Source organism: Shewanella sp. 10N.286.52.B9, from assembly GCF_002873635.1.
Classification (GTDB): Bacteria; Pseudomonadota; Gammaproteobacteria; order Enterobacterales; family Shewanellaceae; genus Shewanella.
In genome coordinates, this window is record NZ_MCTY01000211.1 from 52,882 (window position 1) to 71,451 (window position 18,570).

General features: G+C 41.1%; 15 protein-coding genes and 1 pseudogene. 6 read left to right on the forward strand and 10 right to left on the reverse strand.

Translation table 11 applies throughout. From position 1 onward, the window contains the following. Positions 1-265 precede the first annotated feature (265 nt). Positions 266-1,147 (forward strand): sensor domain-containing diguanylate cyclase, encoded by an 882-nt coding sequence (locus BCU91_RS17390; RefSeq protein WP_102532015.1) that lies wholly within the window; start codon positions 266-268, stop codon positions 1,145-1,147. 43 nt (positions 1,148-1,190) lie between these two features. On the opposite strand, the gene BCU91_RS17395 is transcribed toward BCU91_RS17390, so the two are convergent. Continuing rightward, positions 1,191-2,264 (reverse strand): DUF3626 domain-containing protein, encoded by a 1,074-nt coding sequence (locus BCU91_RS17395; protein WP_102532016.1) that lies wholly within the window; start codon positions 2,262-2,264, stop codon positions 1,191-1,193. Positions 2,265-2,541: 277 nt separating this feature from the next. On the opposite strand from BCU91_RS17395, the gene BCU91_RS17400 reads away from it, so the two are divergent. The 3 genes and pseudogenes from BCU91_RS17400 to BCU91_RS17410 all read left to right on the forward strand — a co-directional run bounded on the left by BCU91_RS17400 (position 2,542) and on the right by BCU91_RS17410 (position 5,210). Further along, on the forward strand, positions 2,542-3,960 hold the full coding sequence (locus BCU91_RS17400; protein ID WP_102532017.1) for a DEAD/DEAH box helicase: 1,419 nt from the start codon (positions 2,542-2,544) through the stop codon (positions 3,958-3,960). 304 nt (positions 3,961-4,264) lie between these two features. Beyond that, a pseudogene (locus BCU91_RS17405) lies at positions 4,265-4,627 on the forward strand (DUF6445 family protein); the annotation flags it as partial. Positions 4,628-4,715: 88 nt separating this feature from the next. Further along, on the forward strand, positions 4,716-5,210 hold the full coding sequence (locus BCU91_RS17410; RefSeq protein WP_102532019.1) for a hypothetical protein: 495 nt from the start codon (positions 4,716-4,718) through the stop codon (positions 5,208-5,210). A gap of 102 nt (positions 5,211-5,312) precedes the next feature. On the opposite strand, the gene dbpA is transcribed toward BCU91_RS17410, so the two are convergent. The 7 genes from dbpA to BCU91_RS17445 form a co-directional block, all read right to left on the reverse strand. After that, entirely contained in the window at positions 5,313-6,716 is a 1,404-nt protein-coding gene (gene dbpA, locus BCU91_RS17415) for an ATP-dependent RNA helicase DbpA (RefSeq protein WP_102438372.1), read from the reverse strand. 129 nt (positions 6,717-6,845) lie between these two features. Further along, positions 6,846-7,727, reverse strand: a complete 882-nt coding sequence (locus BCU91_RS17420) for a pirin family protein (protein ID WP_102476890.1) — start codon at positions 7,725-7,727, stop codon at positions 6,846-6,848. Between the two features lie 185 nt (positions 7,728-7,912). Next, on the reverse strand, positions 7,913-8,308 hold the full coding sequence (locus BCU91_RS17425; RefSeq protein WP_102438368.1) for a DUF2391 family protein: 396 nt from the start codon (positions 8,306-8,308) through the stop codon (positions 7,913-7,915). Positions 8,309-8,360: 52 nt separating this feature from the next. Then, complete coding sequence (gene fumC / locus BCU91_RS17430) at positions 8,361-9,773, reverse strand: class II fumarate hydratase (protein ID WP_102532020.1); 1,413 nt, start codon at positions 9,771-9,773, stop codon at positions 8,361-8,363. A gap of 173 nt (positions 9,774-9,946) precedes the next feature. After that, entirely contained in the window at positions 9,947-10,306 is a 360-nt protein-coding gene (locus tag BCU91_RS17435) for a group 1 truncated hemoglobin (protein WP_102438364.1), read from the reverse strand. Positions 10,307-10,719: 413 nt separating this feature from the next. Further along, complete coding sequence (locus tag BCU91_RS17440; RefSeq protein ID WP_102438362.1) at positions 10,720-11,376, reverse strand: hypothetical protein; 657 nt, start codon at positions 11,374-11,376, stop codon at positions 10,720-10,722. A 222-nt stretch (positions 11,377-11,598) separates the two neighbouring features. Next, the gene (locus tag BCU91_RS17445) at positions 11,599-12,321 is read right to left on the reverse strand and encodes a hypothetical protein (RefSeq protein WP_102532021.1); all 723 of its coding nucleotides are present in this window, start codon (positions 12,319-12,321) and stop codon (positions 11,599-11,601) included. A 281-nt stretch (positions 12,322-12,602) separates the two neighbouring features. Here BCU91_RS17445 and BCU91_RS20205 point away from each other — a divergent pair, with 281 nt between their 5' ends. Next, positions 12,603-12,830, forward strand: a complete 228-nt coding sequence (locus tag BCU91_RS20205) for a hypothetical protein (protein ID WP_133126443.1) — start codon at positions 12,603-12,605, stop codon at positions 12,828-12,830. A gap of 132 nt (positions 12,831-12,962) precedes the next feature. On the opposite strand, the gene BCU91_RS17450 is transcribed toward BCU91_RS20205, so the two are convergent. Further along, the gene (locus BCU91_RS17450) at positions 12,963-13,412 is read right to left on the reverse strand and encodes an SMI1/KNR4 family protein (RefSeq protein ID WP_102476887.1); all 450 of its coding nucleotides are present in this window, start codon (positions 13,410-13,412) and stop codon (positions 12,963-12,965) included. 413 nt (positions 13,413-13,825) lie between these two features. Here BCU91_RS17450 and BCU91_RS17455 point away from each other — a divergent pair, with 413 nt between their 5' ends. Beyond that, a complete protein-coding gene (locus tag BCU91_RS17455; protein WP_198590496.1) occupies positions 13,826-16,240 on the forward strand; it encodes an ATP-binding protein in 2,415 nt (804 codons plus the stop codon). A gap of 167 nt (positions 16,241-16,407) precedes the next feature. Here BCU91_RS17455 and BCU91_RS17460 read toward each other — a convergent pair whose 3' ends face one another. After that, the gene (locus tag BCU91_RS17460) at positions 16,408-18,567 is read right to left on the reverse strand and encodes an ATP-binding cassette domain-containing protein (RefSeq protein ID WP_102532023.1); all 2,160 of its coding nucleotides are present in this window, start codon (positions 18,565-18,567) and stop codon (positions 16,408-16,410) included. Positions 18,568-18,570: the final 3 nt, after the last annotated feature.

Here is an 18,570-nt window from a genome sequence, read left to right on the forward strand (position 1 = left end):
CAGCCGCCAGCTTAGAAGTGTTAACTGACTCACACAATACTAATAAAAATTATAGTAGGTAAAGCTTATTAACCTTGTTTAGAGGGTTAAAAGATCTGCTTAAAAACCACAGCGGCTTTGATGACCAGAGCCATAAAAACTCCCCATGACTAAAACCATAAACATTGCTACGTTCAAATATTAACCATTGACAAATACCCTAATTCTACCCACATTTAGTTAGTCCTTTTTAATGACTAAAAATTCACTGTGGAGATGCAATTAAATGCAATTTGATCTTCCTGCGCTGCGGGCCCAAGCATTTGATTATTTATTTGATGCTGTGGTGGTCACCGACACTGAAGGTGTTGTGATCGATTGGAACGCAGGTTCTCAATCTTTATATGGCTATAGTAAAGCCGAGATACTGGGTCAACACGTCAGTATTTTGCATTCGCCGGAGGATACTGAATCTATCACCGAACAAGTGATGTCTGCAGTGGCCAAGCATGGCAAGTGGAGCGGTGAAATTCGCTTTAAACATCAAGATGGCACCATAGGCTGGATTGAGTCCATGTGTATCCCGCTGTTTGATGAGCAACAGCAGTTTCTCGGCGCACTCGGCATCAACCGCGATATCACCAAACGCATTGAAGATGCCCAGCGGTTATTAAACCTTGCCTATTACGATCAACTCACCCAAATGCCCAATCGTCACTTACTCACTGACAGAGTCGGACAATATATCGAAAGAGCCAAACGCAATAACAGTCGTTTTTGTCTGTTTTATATTGATTTAGACGACTTTAAAAAGGTCAATGACAGCCTTGGTCATAACGAAGGTGATCAAGTGCTAATAGAAGTGGGCCGCAGGTTAAATGCCCAAATCAGAGATGCTGACACCATTGCTAGAATGGGTGGTGATGAGTTTGTCTTAATGATTGAAGGCATTCACGACAACAACGACATTGCCGCTGTGGCAGATACCTTAATTGCATGTTTATATAAGCCCTTTCAATTGGGCGAACAATCGGTAAACGTTAATTGCAGTATTGGTATCGCCACTTACCCTGATTCGGGTGAATGCTTTGATAGTTTGATTAAATCAGCTGACTTTGCCATGTACAAATCCAAGCGCCAAGGCGGAGCAACCTATCGTTTTAGCTAGCCTTATCAGGCTGCTGATTTAGCTACTGGCTTTAGCAAGTCGCTTAAGCCGTTGGCTCAGTTGGCGCAATCGCACCAAATTTCACTAACACATGCCAGATTAACTTCAACTGCTGTAACTGCTGTGCTTGCTTACCGCGCTCACTCCATAACATTGGCTTTAAGGTGAGATCCATTGCCGCTTTGCCAATTAATTGTGCGGTGATTAAGCCGTCTTTCGCAATTGCTTGAGCAAGTACAGGCATATCAGGGCCACGAAAATCTTTTGGCACGCTATCAACTGTTAATTGATAACCCTGATGCCACAGCAATCTGATGTCATATTCCTCACACAGGGCTTGCATGCAATCCCCCACTTCAGTGAGTTTAAAACTTGGGTCTGCCACCAGATAAGCAATATCATCATCCAGTGATACATCACCGTGGATCTGCGCTTCGATATAATGATCAAGATTACCTAAGGGCTGGCGAGCAAAGCGTGCATTAACTTCCATAGGCAGCTGCTGTAAATGCGTAATAATCTGCGCTGGTTTGATATTAGCCAGCCCCAGCGCATAATGGCGCTCAAAACTTTCACTAAGTAACGCCGCTAAAATCACTTCAAAACACTGCAGCGTGCCCTTTTCTTTTGGCAAGCGATATGAATCCATATAACTAAAACTGCAGCGAGATAACACTTGGGGCTTTGTAATGAAGTAACAACTACCAAAACGGGGTGCTGGGCCTAATGGGCAAAAACCTAAATCTAAAGCGCCATACTTAGGCCGATGTTTTACCCCAGAGTAGCATTGACCAAACAGTTGGTTCTCCCAATGATCTCGAGGGCCACCTAATTCAGGTGATAACTGGCCATTGGAGATATGAGTCTCAAACTGGGTTTTATAATAGCCATCTTTTAATAGCCCAGCAGCCACACTGAGCCCGCGACTATCAATGCGATCGGGATGAAAATGCAGTGCCACTTGGCCGTGGGCATGTAACTTTTTCATTCCCTGCTGCACATCTTGGCTGGAAATATTAGACATCAGCAAAATATTTTTAATCACCGAACAGGCTTGTTCACGAAGGCAAGCCAGCGTTTTTTCAATATGAACTTGCGCGGCAAACTGCGGTTTCATTTATCGCGACTCCATTCGGTAAGTGATTGTATTTCATTGTATGTTAAATAGCCGACTTTGCCATCAAAGATTAATCCTTATTCATCGATTTCGGCCATTGTGCTGAGTGAAAGTACCGCTAACACCAGCGTTTGCTGTGGATGCCATGCCCTAAGGACAAGGGTTAAATTGGCGATTTATTAGCACTTATGCACCTATTCAGGTAAGCTTCACGCCCGCCACATTCTGGCTCCCATTTATTGTAAACAACGTTAGCGTTGACCAAAGAGATCATTCTATGAGTTTTGCCTCCCTTGGCTTAAGTGCAGCAATTTTAAAAGCTGTTGAAAAACAAGGCTATGACACGCCTTCCGCTATTCAAGCACAAGCGATCCCTGCTGTACTTGAAGGCAAAGATGTTATGGCTGCAGCACAAACCGGCACCGGCAAGACAGCAGGTTTTACCCTGCCACTACTAGAATTACTTTCAAAAGGTCAACGTGCACAGCGCGGACAAGTTAGAGCCTTGGTATTAACTCCAACACGTGAATTAGCCGCTCAAGTTGCTGAAAGCGTGTCAACGTATGGCGCAAACTTACCGCTAAAATCTGCAGTGGTATTTGGGGGCGTATCTATTAACCCGCAAATTGCAGCACTAAGAAATGGCGTTGATGTTTTGGTGGCGACACCGGGTCGATTATTAGATTTATGCCAACAAAAAGTATTGAGCTTTAGTCAGCTTGAAGTGCTTATTTTGGATGAAGCCGACAGAATGCTGGATATGGGCTTTATTCGTGACATTAAGAAAATCTTAGCCATGTTGCCAAAGCAACGTCAGAACTTAATGTTCTCAGCCACCTTCTCAGATGAAATTCGCGAGCTGGCTAAAGGCTTAGTGAATAACCCAGTTGAAATTTCAGTAACGCCACGTAACGCAACAGCGAACACGGTTGATCAAGCGGTATACGCCATTGATAAAAGCCGTAAAGCTAAAATTCTAACCAAGCTAATTAAAGAAAATGATTGGCATCAAGTGTTAGTTTTTTCACGCACCAAACATGGCGCCAACCGCTTAGCAAAAAACCTAGAAGCTGATGGCATTAAAGCGGTTGCTATTCATGGTAACAAGAGTCAAAGCGCTCGTACTAAAGCTTTAGCTGACTTTAAAGCGGGCACTGCACAAGTGATGGTGGCCACCGATATCGCTGCCCGTGGTATCGATATTGACCAACTGCCATTTGTGGTTAACTTTGACTTACCGAATGTGCCTGAAGATTATGTGCATCGTATTGGCCGTACTGGCCGTGCGGGTGCATCTGGTCAAGCGGTATCATTAGTGAGTGATGAAGAAGTCAAATTACTGCATGATATTGAGCGTCTTATTAAGCGCGTAATTGAACGTAAACAGATTGCCGGTTATGAAGCATGTCATACTTTGCCTGAGCCGAATTTGAATCGCGCTGGTGGCCACAACAGCAACCATAAAAAGCCGAACCCAAATCGCCGTAAGCATGCGAGCCAAAACAGCAGTGATAGATCAGGTAAACCAGAATCTAGACATCACTCTCGTCAAAACTCACGTTCTGATGCTAATTCAGATGCCAGTGGCGCAGCGAAAAAGCCGCAACGTCGTCGTAACAATAACACCTCTGCAAATAGCTCAAGCTCTGCAAGTGTTGACCCATATGCGAATGCAAGACCGAAAGCGCGTAGCTAAAGTTAGTCAGCGATGAGTTAATAAAGGTATGAAGACAATGTTTTTCATACCTTTTTTTATGGCTTTTTCTTTAATAAAATGGAACCTAAAGCCTTCATTACACCCGGTTAAAACACAAGAGAAAAACTCTTAAAAACAACAAGAACCACTTCATTAATGCATAAAGTACCCCATGACAATTTATTGTTCTCAAAAGACAGTGATTGCATACATTAACTAACAACAGAAAATAACAAGGCGGCGGATAAAAAGCGCAACTGGCACCGATACAGCTTAATGCCACACAAACTATGCCCACTTTGATTCGTTAACCAGCCAAAATATGACGGCAGTACATTACCTCAACGGTAGTGACTTGGGTGGTACCTGTTTCTATCGTTACAAGGGAACTGAGAAGCTGGGTTTATCTGTCGATGACAAAGAAGTGATTATAAAAATGGTTGAGGATGTAAAAAAGGCTGCCAATAACAGAAAAGGCTATATGGATGACTCAGATGAGTTATTTGAAAAAGTGTTCAGTGTTGATGCTAAACCCAATCGAATTATCATCTATTCAGGTAATTTACTTCATAGTGCAAACATCACTGAGCATATTGATTTTGATAAGAAGTCACCTAATAACCGCACCTCAATTAACTCTTTTTTTCGTGTGGGAGCGTCGATGTAGATGAACTAAGTTTAACTTGGGATAATTGTCCTTTTATTATTAAATAAATGACTTAACGCTTTATTTAATACATATTTAAAGGAATATTTTGCTTAAATTTGAAAGGATTCAACAGCAACGGCATACACTTGTTACAGCAAGCGAAGCCGCCCCTGCTAACGCCAAAAAAGTCGAACAAGAAATAATTGTTCGCTATGACCGCTTCACTTCTCGCTTCGAAGTCATACATCAAGATAAAAAGCTCATTTCGCAATTGATCTACTGTTTGCCCTTTAAGCGGTTCAAGTTCAGTATTGATCAGCAAGACTATCAAATTAATATCTCTTTCTTTGTTGTCTGGCAATCAACGCTTTATAGATTAACGCCTTCCTCAACTAGCTGCAGCCAAGATAATCTTATTAAAACTAAATCGCCTGAAACCAAGGTTGCTAAAATCAAACCGACTAAATCAGAAGTGACTAAGTCAGAAGTGACTAAGACAAAAGTAATTAGCGAGCTATTACCTCAAAGGCGCAGAAAATCGCAACTCCTAGCCTGCTATGTACTGATGATGAGTATACTAAAACTCAGCTTCATTTTATGAGCAATAAACTTATTCCACAGATACAAAAAAGCGAGTTTAGTATTCACTAAACTCGCTTTCAATTCAGTAAGTAACGCTGACGTTACCGACTAAAGTTCAGACCTACAAGAACCAAGCGCGGTAAGTTTTACCTTTTAAGCGGCCTTTAGTGATCTTGTTAAGTGCCTTTTTAGACGCGGTGCGTTTCACTGCCACAAATGAACGGATATCGGTCACTTTAATTTTGCCAATGTCTGCGCCATCAATGCCATTTTCGCCAGTTAAACCACCAACGATATCGCCAGGGCGAACCTTATGCTTCTTACCTGCATCGATTTGAATGGTAACCATCTCAGCTTCAAGTGGCATTTTCGTTAACGCACTCATGGCTGGTAATGCTTCACCGTCGATTTCGCGGCCAATTAGCTCACCGATTTCAACCATACGATGACCATCTTCATGACTATAGAAAGTGTAAGCTGCGCCAGTACTGCCCGCACGACCGGTACGGCCAATACGGTGAATGTGTACTTCGGTATCGTAGGCAATGTGATAGTTAAATACCGCGTCTAAGTCTTCGATATCTAAACCACGAGACGCCACATCGGTTGCCACTAATACGCGGGCACTTTTGTTGGCAAAACGCAGTAACATTTGATCGCGCTCGCGCTGCTCTAAGTCGCCATGTAAGGCTAGTACGCTAAAACCTTGTTCAGCTAACGTATCCGCCACTTTTTGAGTTTCACGGCGGGTGTTACAAAACACCACCGCACTTTCAGGCTGCTTATCCAGTAACAATAACTGTAAAGCCTCCATACGTGCATGATTGTCTTCGGTTAGATAAAAATGCTGATCGATAGTGAGGTTGTCGTGCGTCGCTTCAACCTTAACCATTAATGGCTTATACATGATTTGATCAGCAACCTGCTTAATTTGCTCTGGGAAGGTCGCGCTAAATAGCAAGGTTTGACGCTCACGCGGCGTGTCTTCAATAATTTGGTCTAATTGCTGCTGAAAGCCCATTTCTAACATGCGATCGGCTTCATCTAAAATCAGCATGTTAACGTTGCTTAAATCTAAGCGATTGCGATCAAGATGATCAACAATACGTCCTGGGGTGCCAACAATAATGTGCGCGCCATGTTCCAATGAACCAATTTGTGGTCCCATTGGTACGCCGCCACACAATGTTAGTACTTTCACGTTATGAATGCCGCGAGCTAGAGTACGGATCTCTTTTGCCACTTGGTCGGCGAGTTCACGTGTTGGGCACAACACCATGGTTTGGATGCGAAAACGTTTCACATCTAACTTGTTTAGTAAGCCCAAACCAAATGCTGCAGTTTTACCTGAGCCGGTTTTTCCTTGGCCAATCACGTCATCACCTGCAAGGATTGCTGGTAAGCTCTCAGCTTGAATTTGAGTCATTGACTCGAATCCCATGGTTTTGAGATTTTCAAGCAAATCAGGTTTAAGATTTAGTGATGCGAAAGCCGTATTAGCGGCTTGTTGAGTAGACTGACTCAAGGCGAATATCCTCTGATATAAAACGGGTACTGAAACAAAACGAGTACAAACAAAACAGCCAAGATATTTATACCTTGGCCTAATTGCATATTGTAGCAATTTTATCCGCACATGGCAGATATATCTTTGCTAAATGATCTTACCAAAGCGCCCTTGTTGGTAATCATCTACTGCTTGATCTATTTCAGCTTGGCTATTCATCACAAAGGGGCCCATATGGACTATTTTTTCATTAATGGGCGAACCTGCCAGTAACAATAACCCTGTCTCGGCAGAGATAGCATTGTTAAAATGACTTAGCTCAGCTGACAATAACAATAACTGTCCGGCGCTGGCCGTCATCAAGTCTCCATTGGCGGCGATATATTCAAGCTCACCTTGATAGATATAGGCATGAACCACCTCATGGCTGGATAAATCAATACTGGCGTGGCCATTAGCTGCGAGCGTTAAATCCGCAATGGCACCATTGCCCGCCAAGCCTTGAATACTCGAGACTAATTCCTCAGCGTCATTGTCCCTATCATTGCCAGCAAATTGCCAATGGCCAGCAAGCGCCTTTAACTGCGCACCGTCTTGGTTAGTACCCGTTGGATTAGCCTTTTCTGAGGTATCTTGATAGATCGCCGGACGCATTTTGTCTTTAGCGGGCATATTGAGCCAAATTTGAAAGCCATGTAGGCCATCTTCAGCATCGGCTAATGGCATTTCAGAATGAATCACCCCACTGCCAGTACTCATCCACTGCACATCGCCAGCGCGTATGGCTTTAACATTACCTAATTGATCGCGGTGTTCAAAGCCACCCTTACGAATATAGGTAAAGGTTTCAATACCGCGATGAGGATGCGGTGGAAAACCACCAATGAAATCTTGCTGATCATCTGATTTGATCTCATCAATCATTAAATAAGGATCAAAGCGGGTATTGATAAAATCCGCAACCCGCTTAATGTTAACCCCGTCACCATCCATTGCTGGTCGAGCGCTAAAACGGCCTAATACTTTCATGATGTTCTACTCTATGAGTGATTAATAGCCTTAGCTTAACAAGCAACTAATCGAATAAATATTGTAATAAAACGCTACTTTTAGTCGATTTAATCGGATAGTTATTAGCGGCCAAATTGAACGGTCATAGCTGAATACTTATAGCTAAAGAGGCAAGGTTATTTTACAGGTTACTCTTTTAAGGCTTACTCTTTATCAAAGCTATCCACCACTATGGCGCCCATAGAGGCTGGCATAGTAATGATAATAATCCGCCGTAATGAGGTTATGGGATCGTCTAATAAGGGTAATTTATTAAGGCATAATAACACCAAGCTCACTACCAAGGCCGCCATCAAATAAGCGATAACGATCCGAAATATAAACACAATAACCCGTGATTTAACATCATGTTGAAACACGCTGTGATAGGTAAATAACCCCAAAAACACCACCGACAACACAAACAGCATCATGACGTTGATTAAGGGTAAAGTCTCACCCAGTTTCCACGCTTCTTCAGAAAAAGAAATCGGTACAGCTAAAGCAAAAGCGCCGACAAATATTTGGCTGGCATCTTCCATATTAAAATTAAGTTTCATAAGCAACTCTTTACTTAGACGGTGTTTTAAGCGAGATCATTCGATCGTTTATTTAAGGTTTGCCTTTAGGTAAATCATGGGGCGCTAGCATCTTCTCTACCACGACCCACTGCTTAAATTCCGCTTCTGTGAGTAATCCAAGGGCAAGGGCTGCCACTAGTAGTGTCGAGCCATCTTGATGAGCTTTTTTAGCGATGCTGGCGGCATTATCATAACCAAGGTAGTCATTAAGCGCGGTTACCAGCATTAATGACTCATCACAAAACTTAGCAAGTTGTGCTTCATTGGCACTAATACCGCAAATACATTTATCAGTAAAACTGCTACAACCATCTGCCAGTAAAGCAATTGATTGCAGTAGGTTATAAATCATCACTGGCTTAAAGGCATTGAGCTCAAAATGGCCATTGCTGCCTGCCACTGAAATGGTTGTATGATTTCCCATAACCTGCGCCGCTATCATAGTTAACGCTTCACATTGGCTCGGGTTCACTTTAGCGGGCATTATCGATGAGCCGGGCTCATTTGCAGGCAGATTAATTTCCCCTAATCCACAGCGCGGCCCAGAGGCCAAAAAGCGGATATCGTTTGCAATTTTCATCACACTGACGGCCACGGTATTTAATGCGCCACTGGCTTCAACAATGGCATCATGGCTCGCTATGGCCTCAAATTTATTGGTCGCAGTAATAAAGGGCAATTTAGTCAGCTTGGCAACTTGCTGAGCAAAGCTTATATCAAAGCCTTTGATTGAGTTCATGCCGGTCCCCACAGCTGTGCCGCCCTGAGCCAACTGTAATAACGCAGGCATTACCGCTTCAACTCGAGCAATGCCATGACTCATTTGGGCACTATAACCTGAAAACTCCTGACCTAAGGTCAGCGGAGTGGCATCTTGAATATGGGTTCGACCGATTTTTATAATATGATTAAATGCTACCGATTTTATCGCTAGCTGCTGCTGTAAATGCCTTAATGCGGGCAACAATTGCTGGTGTAACTCCAGTACTGCTGCGATGTGCATTGCAGTGGGAAAGCAGTCGTTTGATGACTGGCCTAAATTACAATGATCATTTGGGTGCACGGGGGTTTTACTGCCAAGCACGCCGCCAAGCAATTCAATGGCGCGATTAGCAATCACCTCATTGATATTCATATTGGTGTGAGTGCCCGAGCCAGTTTGCCATACCGACAACGGAAAGTGTTCATCCAGTTTGCCTTGCATCACCTCGCCAGCGGCCTGTTCAATCGCTTGACCAATATCAGTATCGAGAATGCCAAACTCCATATTCACCTTGGCCGCACATTGCTTCACCATTCCCAAAGCATGAATTAATGGCTTGGGCATGGTCTCGACCCCAATAGCGAAATTGATTAAGCTGCGCGCCGACTGAGCGCCATAGTATTTATCCGCAGGCACCTTTAATGGCCCAAATGAATCCGTTTCTGTGCGAAATGTGCCCATAAGGTTATCCTTTGCAGCCGAGCTATTGATGACACAAGCTATAGAGCTGGTTTGAAGTCTGCGTTAACAGATCAGTGATAAGAGACTAGTGATAAGAGACTAAGTCGATCCTGAATAACTGGTTAACTTAGCCTACTCTCGGGGTTAAGTGAGCCATTTAGGGCAGTAACAAGCTAAACCAACACGATATCAGATCGCATGCTGTACAAAATATACAGCGCTTGTTCTTGATCCCGCTGGCTAATATTATTCATTTCAAATGCCTGCAATGCATCATCCAGTACCGCCATAAATTCAGCCGCCGATATGTTCATGCCTTTATGTACCGAGAGCATATCTTGGCCTTTATACACACTTGGGCCGCCAGTTCCTGCAATGAAAAATGTCGCCGCGGCATTTTTTAGCGCTACGGGATCTGATTTGGCAAATCTTGGGGAGATTGTCGGGTTGGCCATATGCAAATCGACCAAGTCATTTGCAATACTCTCAATGCCAGCACTGCCGCCAAGACGTTCATACAGTGAATTACTCATAAACTATATCCTTGCTTTGATTCAGGTGAATCACATTGGCGTTTAATATTTAACAGCGAGTTTATTACGAAGAAATATCACGCCACTCGCCCTAAAGGGCACTGATAAATTGTAGGCTAAAATGGCGAAATGAGAGGGCTGCGACTCAATAAATAGGACTATTGATTGAGCAAGGTTATAGGTTGGCAAAACTCAATTAGGTTTACTTCTAGCTTTTAGGTGAGCTTTGAGAGAGCGCGTTGAGACTTTATATTAACACTAAGATTTAGCACTAAGATTTAGTGCTAGTTTTCAGCCTAGGTTTTGGTGCTAGTTTTAGCCTAAAGCGCCAACGTTAGCTGCTGATAAAAATTGCATCTTGCATAATACCTTAAGAGATCAATCCAATCTGCCAAAGAAATTAATTAACCCCCTTACTCGAGTATATTTTCGTTTATTTTCAATAAACAGCATTTAAAAAAATAACCAAGCCAACTAACAATACCAATCAGCTTAAAGCCATCCTCAAACAAAATACGTGAGTCACCAATAAAGGCCTCGATTGGAGTTTGAAACTGATCAACCAACACTGACAAAGCAAAAAAAACAAAGGCGAGCAGCAGAATTAGATACTGCGTTTTTAGGATGCACTTTCTGAAAACCACCATCCAGCAAAACATTAAACTGAAGTAAGCCAATAGAAAAAACTTCTCTTTGATAGCTAAATAACGCGGAAAAATATAATCGTGCAGCATAAAAAAGTCGTCACATAATAGCAGCGTGGTTAATAGGCCTGAACACAACATAAATACAGCGAACCACTTTTCTTTAGGCTGATGACGAAAAACCTCCCAAGTTAAAAAGCATATGGTCGCAGCAGCTGCCCACAATAAAGCGCCAACATTTGATGTCACCCCAGTTAAAGGATTCACTTCTGCCGTCGCAGCGAGATCACGGGTAAAAATGCCAAAAGGTAAATCCATTGTGGTACTGGCGAGGATAACAAATAGCAATAAGGCAAGGGGTAAAAAATAGAGAAGAAAGAAGAAACCGGTGAGATTTTTAGCCTGAGAAACTATCTGCATGTTCATGTTTAAACTTTTCCTAAACGTTTTGGCAGGCTCACCCATTAGAGTCGACTATTTAAGTTATAGTCGTAACTTGGGTGATAGTAAACTTTAGCGCTTGGGGTTTTAGCTGTGTGTTCTTGTGACTTGAATGAATGGAAAAACCCTATAGCGATCAATCTGCTTTCACAGTTTTCTTACAATAATCCGGTAAAGTCTGTGCAACTCTACGGCGAAGATCATAGCTTATGATTCTGAGCGATGAATAGCCAAACAAAGCTTTCTATTAAGCATCTCTCGATATAAAGCACAGTTTAATATTGCGATGCCATACATTTCAAACGCCTCTTCAAATACTCGGCGCAGTTTGTACAATAAGTCAGCCTTGGAATCGACTAATCCGTGCTCTAACATCACAGCACCTAGATATTCAAAACCAATAGCCCCGGTAAGAAAAATCCCCCCTGAAAGTACAAAATAAAAAGCGCTTTGTTTTGATAATGATCTTAAAAATGGCACTAGCGAGACGCCTACAACAAACACAAACACCCCCCCAAAAGGTAACCATGTGTGTGAGCTAATTAAGGCCGGTATGATGTCTTTCGCAGCAAGGTAATCATGAATATTTGAAAAATTTTCGTGTACCCCTACGCTCTCATCACAGGATAATAATAAAAATAGCACTGCTAAATATAACCAATAATTAAAGCCTTTATGATGATTGGTTTTTTCAAATAGATATAAAACAAAAAACAATATTGACGCTAATAGTAAATTTAATACCGAGAAATAAGTCGGAAAGCTTTGCTCATTACCTACGTCAAATAACGGCAAGAAACCCAATACATATTCATGTCCAGTGATATGAGCATAAATATAGGCAGCGAGCCCAGCAAGAACCAACAGGGTGACTATTGAGAACTGAGTAATACAGAATGTAGATAATTTGATATTCAATTTTATGTCCACAACCACTCCTTGCATCGCGTCATCTGAATTAAACTCAAGGCCTGTGCAGTTTAAATTTCAAGCAAACAATAGCTTAAACATAGCTTTGCGATACCGCTTATGTAAAGTAATATTCTGACTAAAAACCAACAAAAAAGGACTCGATATCGAGTCCTTGGATGAATTAGCCTGAATTAACACAGTGGCCAAAAAATGCCCCCAAATTAAACTTCGAGTCTTATACTTCGAGCCTTACATTAACCATATTAGCGGCTGTTATTGGCATCGTACTTGATAAAACAGTGCTGTTTGAATCGTGGAATAAATATCTAGTTAACCTCTGTTTTTCGGCAACCATACTATTTCATTTGATCCCTACTGCCACCGAGATTATGACCCGTTTCCCTATGGATGACCCCATAGTGACATCATTAGAAGACCCTTTATTGCAAAAAACATTCTTAATCATTTTTATGGTATTTATCAGTTTTGTTATTTACCAAATGAACTGGTTACGCAAACAAAAATAATCCATAAAAAACCGGCTTAATTACTTAAGCCGGTTTTTCACTAACAGAAACTTACACTTAAAATCAATATACTTAGACAGTTAACCTACTGGAAGCTATACAATAAGTAACTTAGCTAGTGATAAATCCGCTTTAAAGATCATTGAACTGCTGTAGCCATTCACTGAACGAATTAGACACCTTTTCAACCGTCCCCCAACCTTGATTATAAAACCACACAGCCACATCTTGCTGCTGAGTTTGACACTCGGTTTGCTTAAAGCAAAACATGTTGCCTTTACAATCAGAGGCAAACAAAATATGCCCTTTTGGCATGCCGCTCATCTCATATAAGTTGGACAGTAACGCCACATCTTCAAGGCTTAAAAAGTCCTGCACTTCAGAAATATCGACACCTAAATCGCAAATTTTTGTCAATACATTAGGGGTGTGCACCAAGCCATAGGTTGAGATTAAATACTTATATGAGTCTGGCAGCACTGCCGTCAGTTTTGCTTCAAGTTCAGCGATAAACTGACTCTTTATTGGCACCATGGCATTTTTACTGCCCCAGTTTTTTACAAATAGATCGATGCTATTCATGCCTACATATTCCCAAAACAACTAAAGCCAGAATACTGGCCAAAAAATTGTGACTAAAATACCAGAGAAACCCAAAAAGTCCGCGGTTTAACTGTAATTAATATTAGTTGACCACTTGTATCTTGAAGCTTTGGATGATTAGCAATCTGTATCACGCTATGTGCTTCCCCAAAAACGGCAAGGTTTTTCATTATATTCAAGCCCTACCCATGTCAGCCTGAAACAATGCAGGTATGAGTAAGCTAAACCTGCTGCATTTTGTTTGTACTGTGACTGATAAACTTAACCTATGGCTTGATTTTATCAGTGTTTTATCAATCTTTTTCTGTTTGTTTTCTGATATTAATATGATTTACAACTATAGTTATTAGATAGGATTGGCAATGATAATGGATTACTAAAGGTTTATGGATATGAAAACTTTTGCACGACTTAATCTTAAGCAGTTAATGGCTGTTGGTGCGGTTTCAATATTTATTATTTTGATACTTTTTTTAATCGCCAATCAAAAAACTATTCAACAGCGACACGAGCTCGGAGTGTTTCAAAATAAGATATCGCTTGCCTCCAATACCCTTTTACAACTTCGCCGATTGGAAAAGGATTTTATCCTAAGACGTGAAGAGCAATACATCACCCAGCTTAATTACAGCGAAAGATTATTAGAGCAACAACTGCTGGATATCAATAGCATATTGATATCCCATGACTTACAAATAGACTTTAACGGCCTTGACAGTATCAAGAGTGTCGCCCGCTATACCAACACCTTTAACGAACTTAGCAAGCAAACCTTTTTGATTGACGGAGATGACCTTGAACCTGGTTATCAAGGCAGATTTAAGCTTGCGGAGCTGGCATTTGAGCAAGATGCTTTGCAGCGTCATGATGCTGAATTAAACCTGGTACTGCTTGATATTCAGCAGCAGACTTTCGAGTTTTTCTCCAGCTTTGACCCAAAGCAGCTTGAACAAATTACGCTGCAATTTGACACGCTTGGCTCACTTCTGGGCCGAAATAATATCGATAAATCCATTACTCGCCATTTAGAAGCCTATAAAAACGCATTTTTCACGCTACAAACTGAACATCAAAAGCTTGGCTACGACTATAAATCAGGGCTACAAGGTGAGCTTCGCGCCTCGATTCAACAGGTTGAAGAGGAGCTTGATGGGTTATTTAATCAACTTCCAAGCATGATAGATGAGAAAATTAAAAATTACTTATTGTATGACTATCTGCTTGCCTTATTATTATGCTTACTTATCTTTATAACCTTATATACGGTCAACATTGCCAGCCATCAACTTGAAGAAGAACTGATTGACGCTAAGCAAGATGAAATAAAGGCCAATCGGGCTAAAAGCTCGTTTCTCGCGAATATGTCCCACGAAATACGTACTCCGTTAAATGGCATTATTGGCATGACCGAGATCCTCACAGACTCTAATTTAAACGCCATGCAAAAAGACTATTTAGCGACGATAAATGCATCCTCTCAAACACTATTAATGCTTATCAATGATATTTTAGACCTCTCCAAAATTGAATCGGGCAAGTTTGATATTAATGTTCACACTTGCGCCATAAAAGAAGTTATCTACGATACAGCAGCCCTTATCGCCCCCAAGGCACAGCAAAAAGATATCGAATTGCGTATCGATATGGATGCACAAATACCGACGTTAATCCGTGCCGATGAGCAAAAGCTAAGACAAATTTTGATGAATCTGGCATCAAATGCGATTAAGTTTACTAGCTCAGGTTCAGTGCAATTTACCTTGCGACAACAGCCATTAAAAAGCGCCCAAGACCATAAGGTTAATTTATATTTCTCAGTAAGAGATACTGGTATTGGAATAGATGAGGACAAACAAAGTCAGGTATTTGAAGAATTTAAACAAGAAAGCAATAGCACCTCTACTGAATTTGGTGGCACAGGTTTAGGGCTGGCTATTTCAGCAAAAATGGTTCAAATGATGGGCAGTAAAATTGAAATCAACTCAACCAAAGGAGTCGGCTCAGAGTTTTATTTCAATTTGATTTTAGACAAGCAGGCCCATACAGCCCCTGCTAAGCCAGCTCAAACCATTTATTACTGTGCTAACGAGCATGAAACCCTATTACTGCAAAATTTGGATGAATTTAACTACCCTGTCATCTTACTTAAGGCCTTTGATGAGCTGCCTGAATCAATATCAGACAGTGCAGTATTACTGCTCAAGCAAACTCCCACGACTAAAGCCTCTGACATCATTAACATAACTAAAGCTTACCCAAACTTGCCTGTGGTGCTATCTCGTCATAACAATGATAGCAAGGATGACTTTGGCGAATCCATTTCTGGCTACGTCACAATCCCATTGTTAGGGCTTAGATTAGATACCTTACTGAAAACCGTCACAAGATCAGTTACTGTTGACATTGAAAGCACTCAAGCGACGATGAAGAGTGACAAACTTATTTTGCTGGTGGAAGATAATAAAATTAATCAGAAAGTGGTTGAAATTAACTTAAAAAAATTAGGAATAAATTACAAAATTGCCAACCATGGTGGCGAAGCGCTAGAAATATATAAACGTCACCATAAAAACATCGAATTGATACTGATGGATTGTATGATGCCAGTTATGACAGGCTTTGAAGCCACTGAGGCCATACGCGCTTTTGAAAAGGTAGAAGGCTCAGAGCCTGTGGTTATCATAGCCTTAACCGCTTCAATTTTAGATGATGATATTCAAAAGTGTTACGATGTGGGCATGAACGATTATTTACCTAAACCCTTTAGACGCGAAATTCTGGTAGAAAAGCTCACTAAATTTATTTGATGTCTTTTATCTGTGCTTTATTTATAGCGAAACTCAATTCACAGCTAAGCTCAATTAAAAGCCCACTACAAGAATACACTACCAAATTTGACTGATGAAAAAGGGGGATTAAAAGTAGCCTCCTTAGACCCTGTTGAAGCGAATACCATCTGCAAAGGCTACGGCCTTTAATACAATATTTTAGACGCCGCTGATAAGACCTTATCAGGCGTACCAAAAAACTTCTGCGCCCCCTCTTCATCCAGCAGTAAACACAGATCTGATGTTGCCACCATGGCCTTCTCATTGCTGGTATAGATCACTGTGCATTTCTTTAAATAGCTAGAAAAAAGCGAAGTTAAATAATGGCTATTTTCTTTTTCTGAGCCGACAAATGGCTCATCAATAATAAGAAATTTTTGCTGACAACTACCAATACCAATCATCAGCTTTATTTTTCTTAAAATACCATCTGGTAAGCTTTTGATTAATCCGCTGGTGATCAGTGTTGACTTACCTTCTGGCAAGTATTTTTCTAAATGAAAAAAGCTGATCATTTTATCGATATGGTCTTCATCAACATAGCCATTATAAAGCCGATAATTAGCCAGAATTGACCCTTGGTATAAATGAAAGTCAAAGGGGATATAGCAGATGCTATTTCTATATTTGAAGCTATTAAACTGGGTAATATTATAATTATCTAGCGTGATTTGACCTTGAAAACGGGTTTCAATCCCCCCAAAAAGGTTCATTAACGTGGTTTTACCTACCCCAGAAGGCGCACAAACTGACACTTTCTGGCCTTTGCCAACACGAAAAGATAAGTTAGTTAACCCTTTTGAAAGCCCCGTATAACGATGGGTTAGCCCGGTGACTTTTAACTGTCCCTGAAATTGATTTAATGGCGAGCTTTTCTCCATTTTATTGCGGTCATCATCTAGTGACATTAGCGCATTAATTTGCCCCGTTGAAGCTTTAATAGTATCTATTTTGGCTAAGGAATTATAAATCCCCATAATTGGCGTTAGTGCCTTCCACACTAAAATGATAATCGCCAACATAGCACCTGCATCTGTCGTGCCTTCCATCACGCCTGACACCGCGGTGACAATACTGGTGATGCCGATAATTTGAATCAAACTACCACCCATACTCTGCACTTTGCTGTTAGTGGTACTAACTTGGTGTGAATCGCTTAATCGTTGTATTAACGCTGAATTAAAACGTGATTTTAATACCGAAATTAATGGTAACCCTTGAATTGAGGAGGTATTGGATAATATTTCATTCCACTGATAAGAAACCATCGCATTGGCTCTAGAACTTTGAGAAGCCGATTTTGAATAGATGTAGCGGCCATACACACAAAAGCCCACCATGACTAAAATACCAGATATTACGGTGATCGCCGCGGTGCCAGACATGATGACTATGGCAATGATAAAAATAAAGATAAAAGGTAAATCAAAGTAGCTTAAGCTTGATTCAGCTGTCACTAACTGCCTAAATTGGTCAATATCTTTGAGTCTGGCTAACTGTGAAGATGTACCAGCACTTGATGTCATCGCATAGGGCAGCCACAGCAGTTTAGACAAAACACTGTAAGAAATATAACAAGAGAGCTCTTTGCCTGAGGTTGCTAGAATTTCCATACGCTGCTTTTTCAAAATATATTCGAAACAAGCGACCATCACAGCCCCTGCTGAAAGCCACAATAAGGTAGAAATCGAGCCTGCACTTAAGGCAAAATTATATACACTCATAATAAAAAAAGGCTGCAGGGCGCCCAACAAGTTGATCCCTAAACTCAGTTTAATGAGATCTTTAAATTCTGCGTTATATCGATAAAACGAATATTTAATCCAATTCTTTTTATCTTGAGACTCTGGCGGCGGCTCTCGAAATAACCGAGAGTAACTTGATATGTAACAAATCGATGCGACAAACTCGCCGCTGGGATCAAACACATATTCGAAAATATTGTCATTTTCATAATCATATAAGAAGCAGGTTTTATCGTTATAACTGAGTAAAATATAATTTTGATGTTTTAGCGAAATAAAGGCCGGACATGTGACCTCGTGTAATTGATCTTTTGTTTTTATATCAATGCTTAGACACTCATAGCCAACTCTGGTTAATGTGGCTTTAAATGCGCTAAGGTGGTTGTCATGATGAATAAAGACATCGGATAAAATACTGGGGGTCCCTTCCCACTCTAATGCAATCAACGCATAGGCTATGCCATTTAATAATGGCGTTTGTTCAAAGCGCTGCTGATACTCACCATGCTTAAAGTGCTCTAGTCTTTCGTTAAGCTCATCAAATGCTATTAAAGTATCCATTTT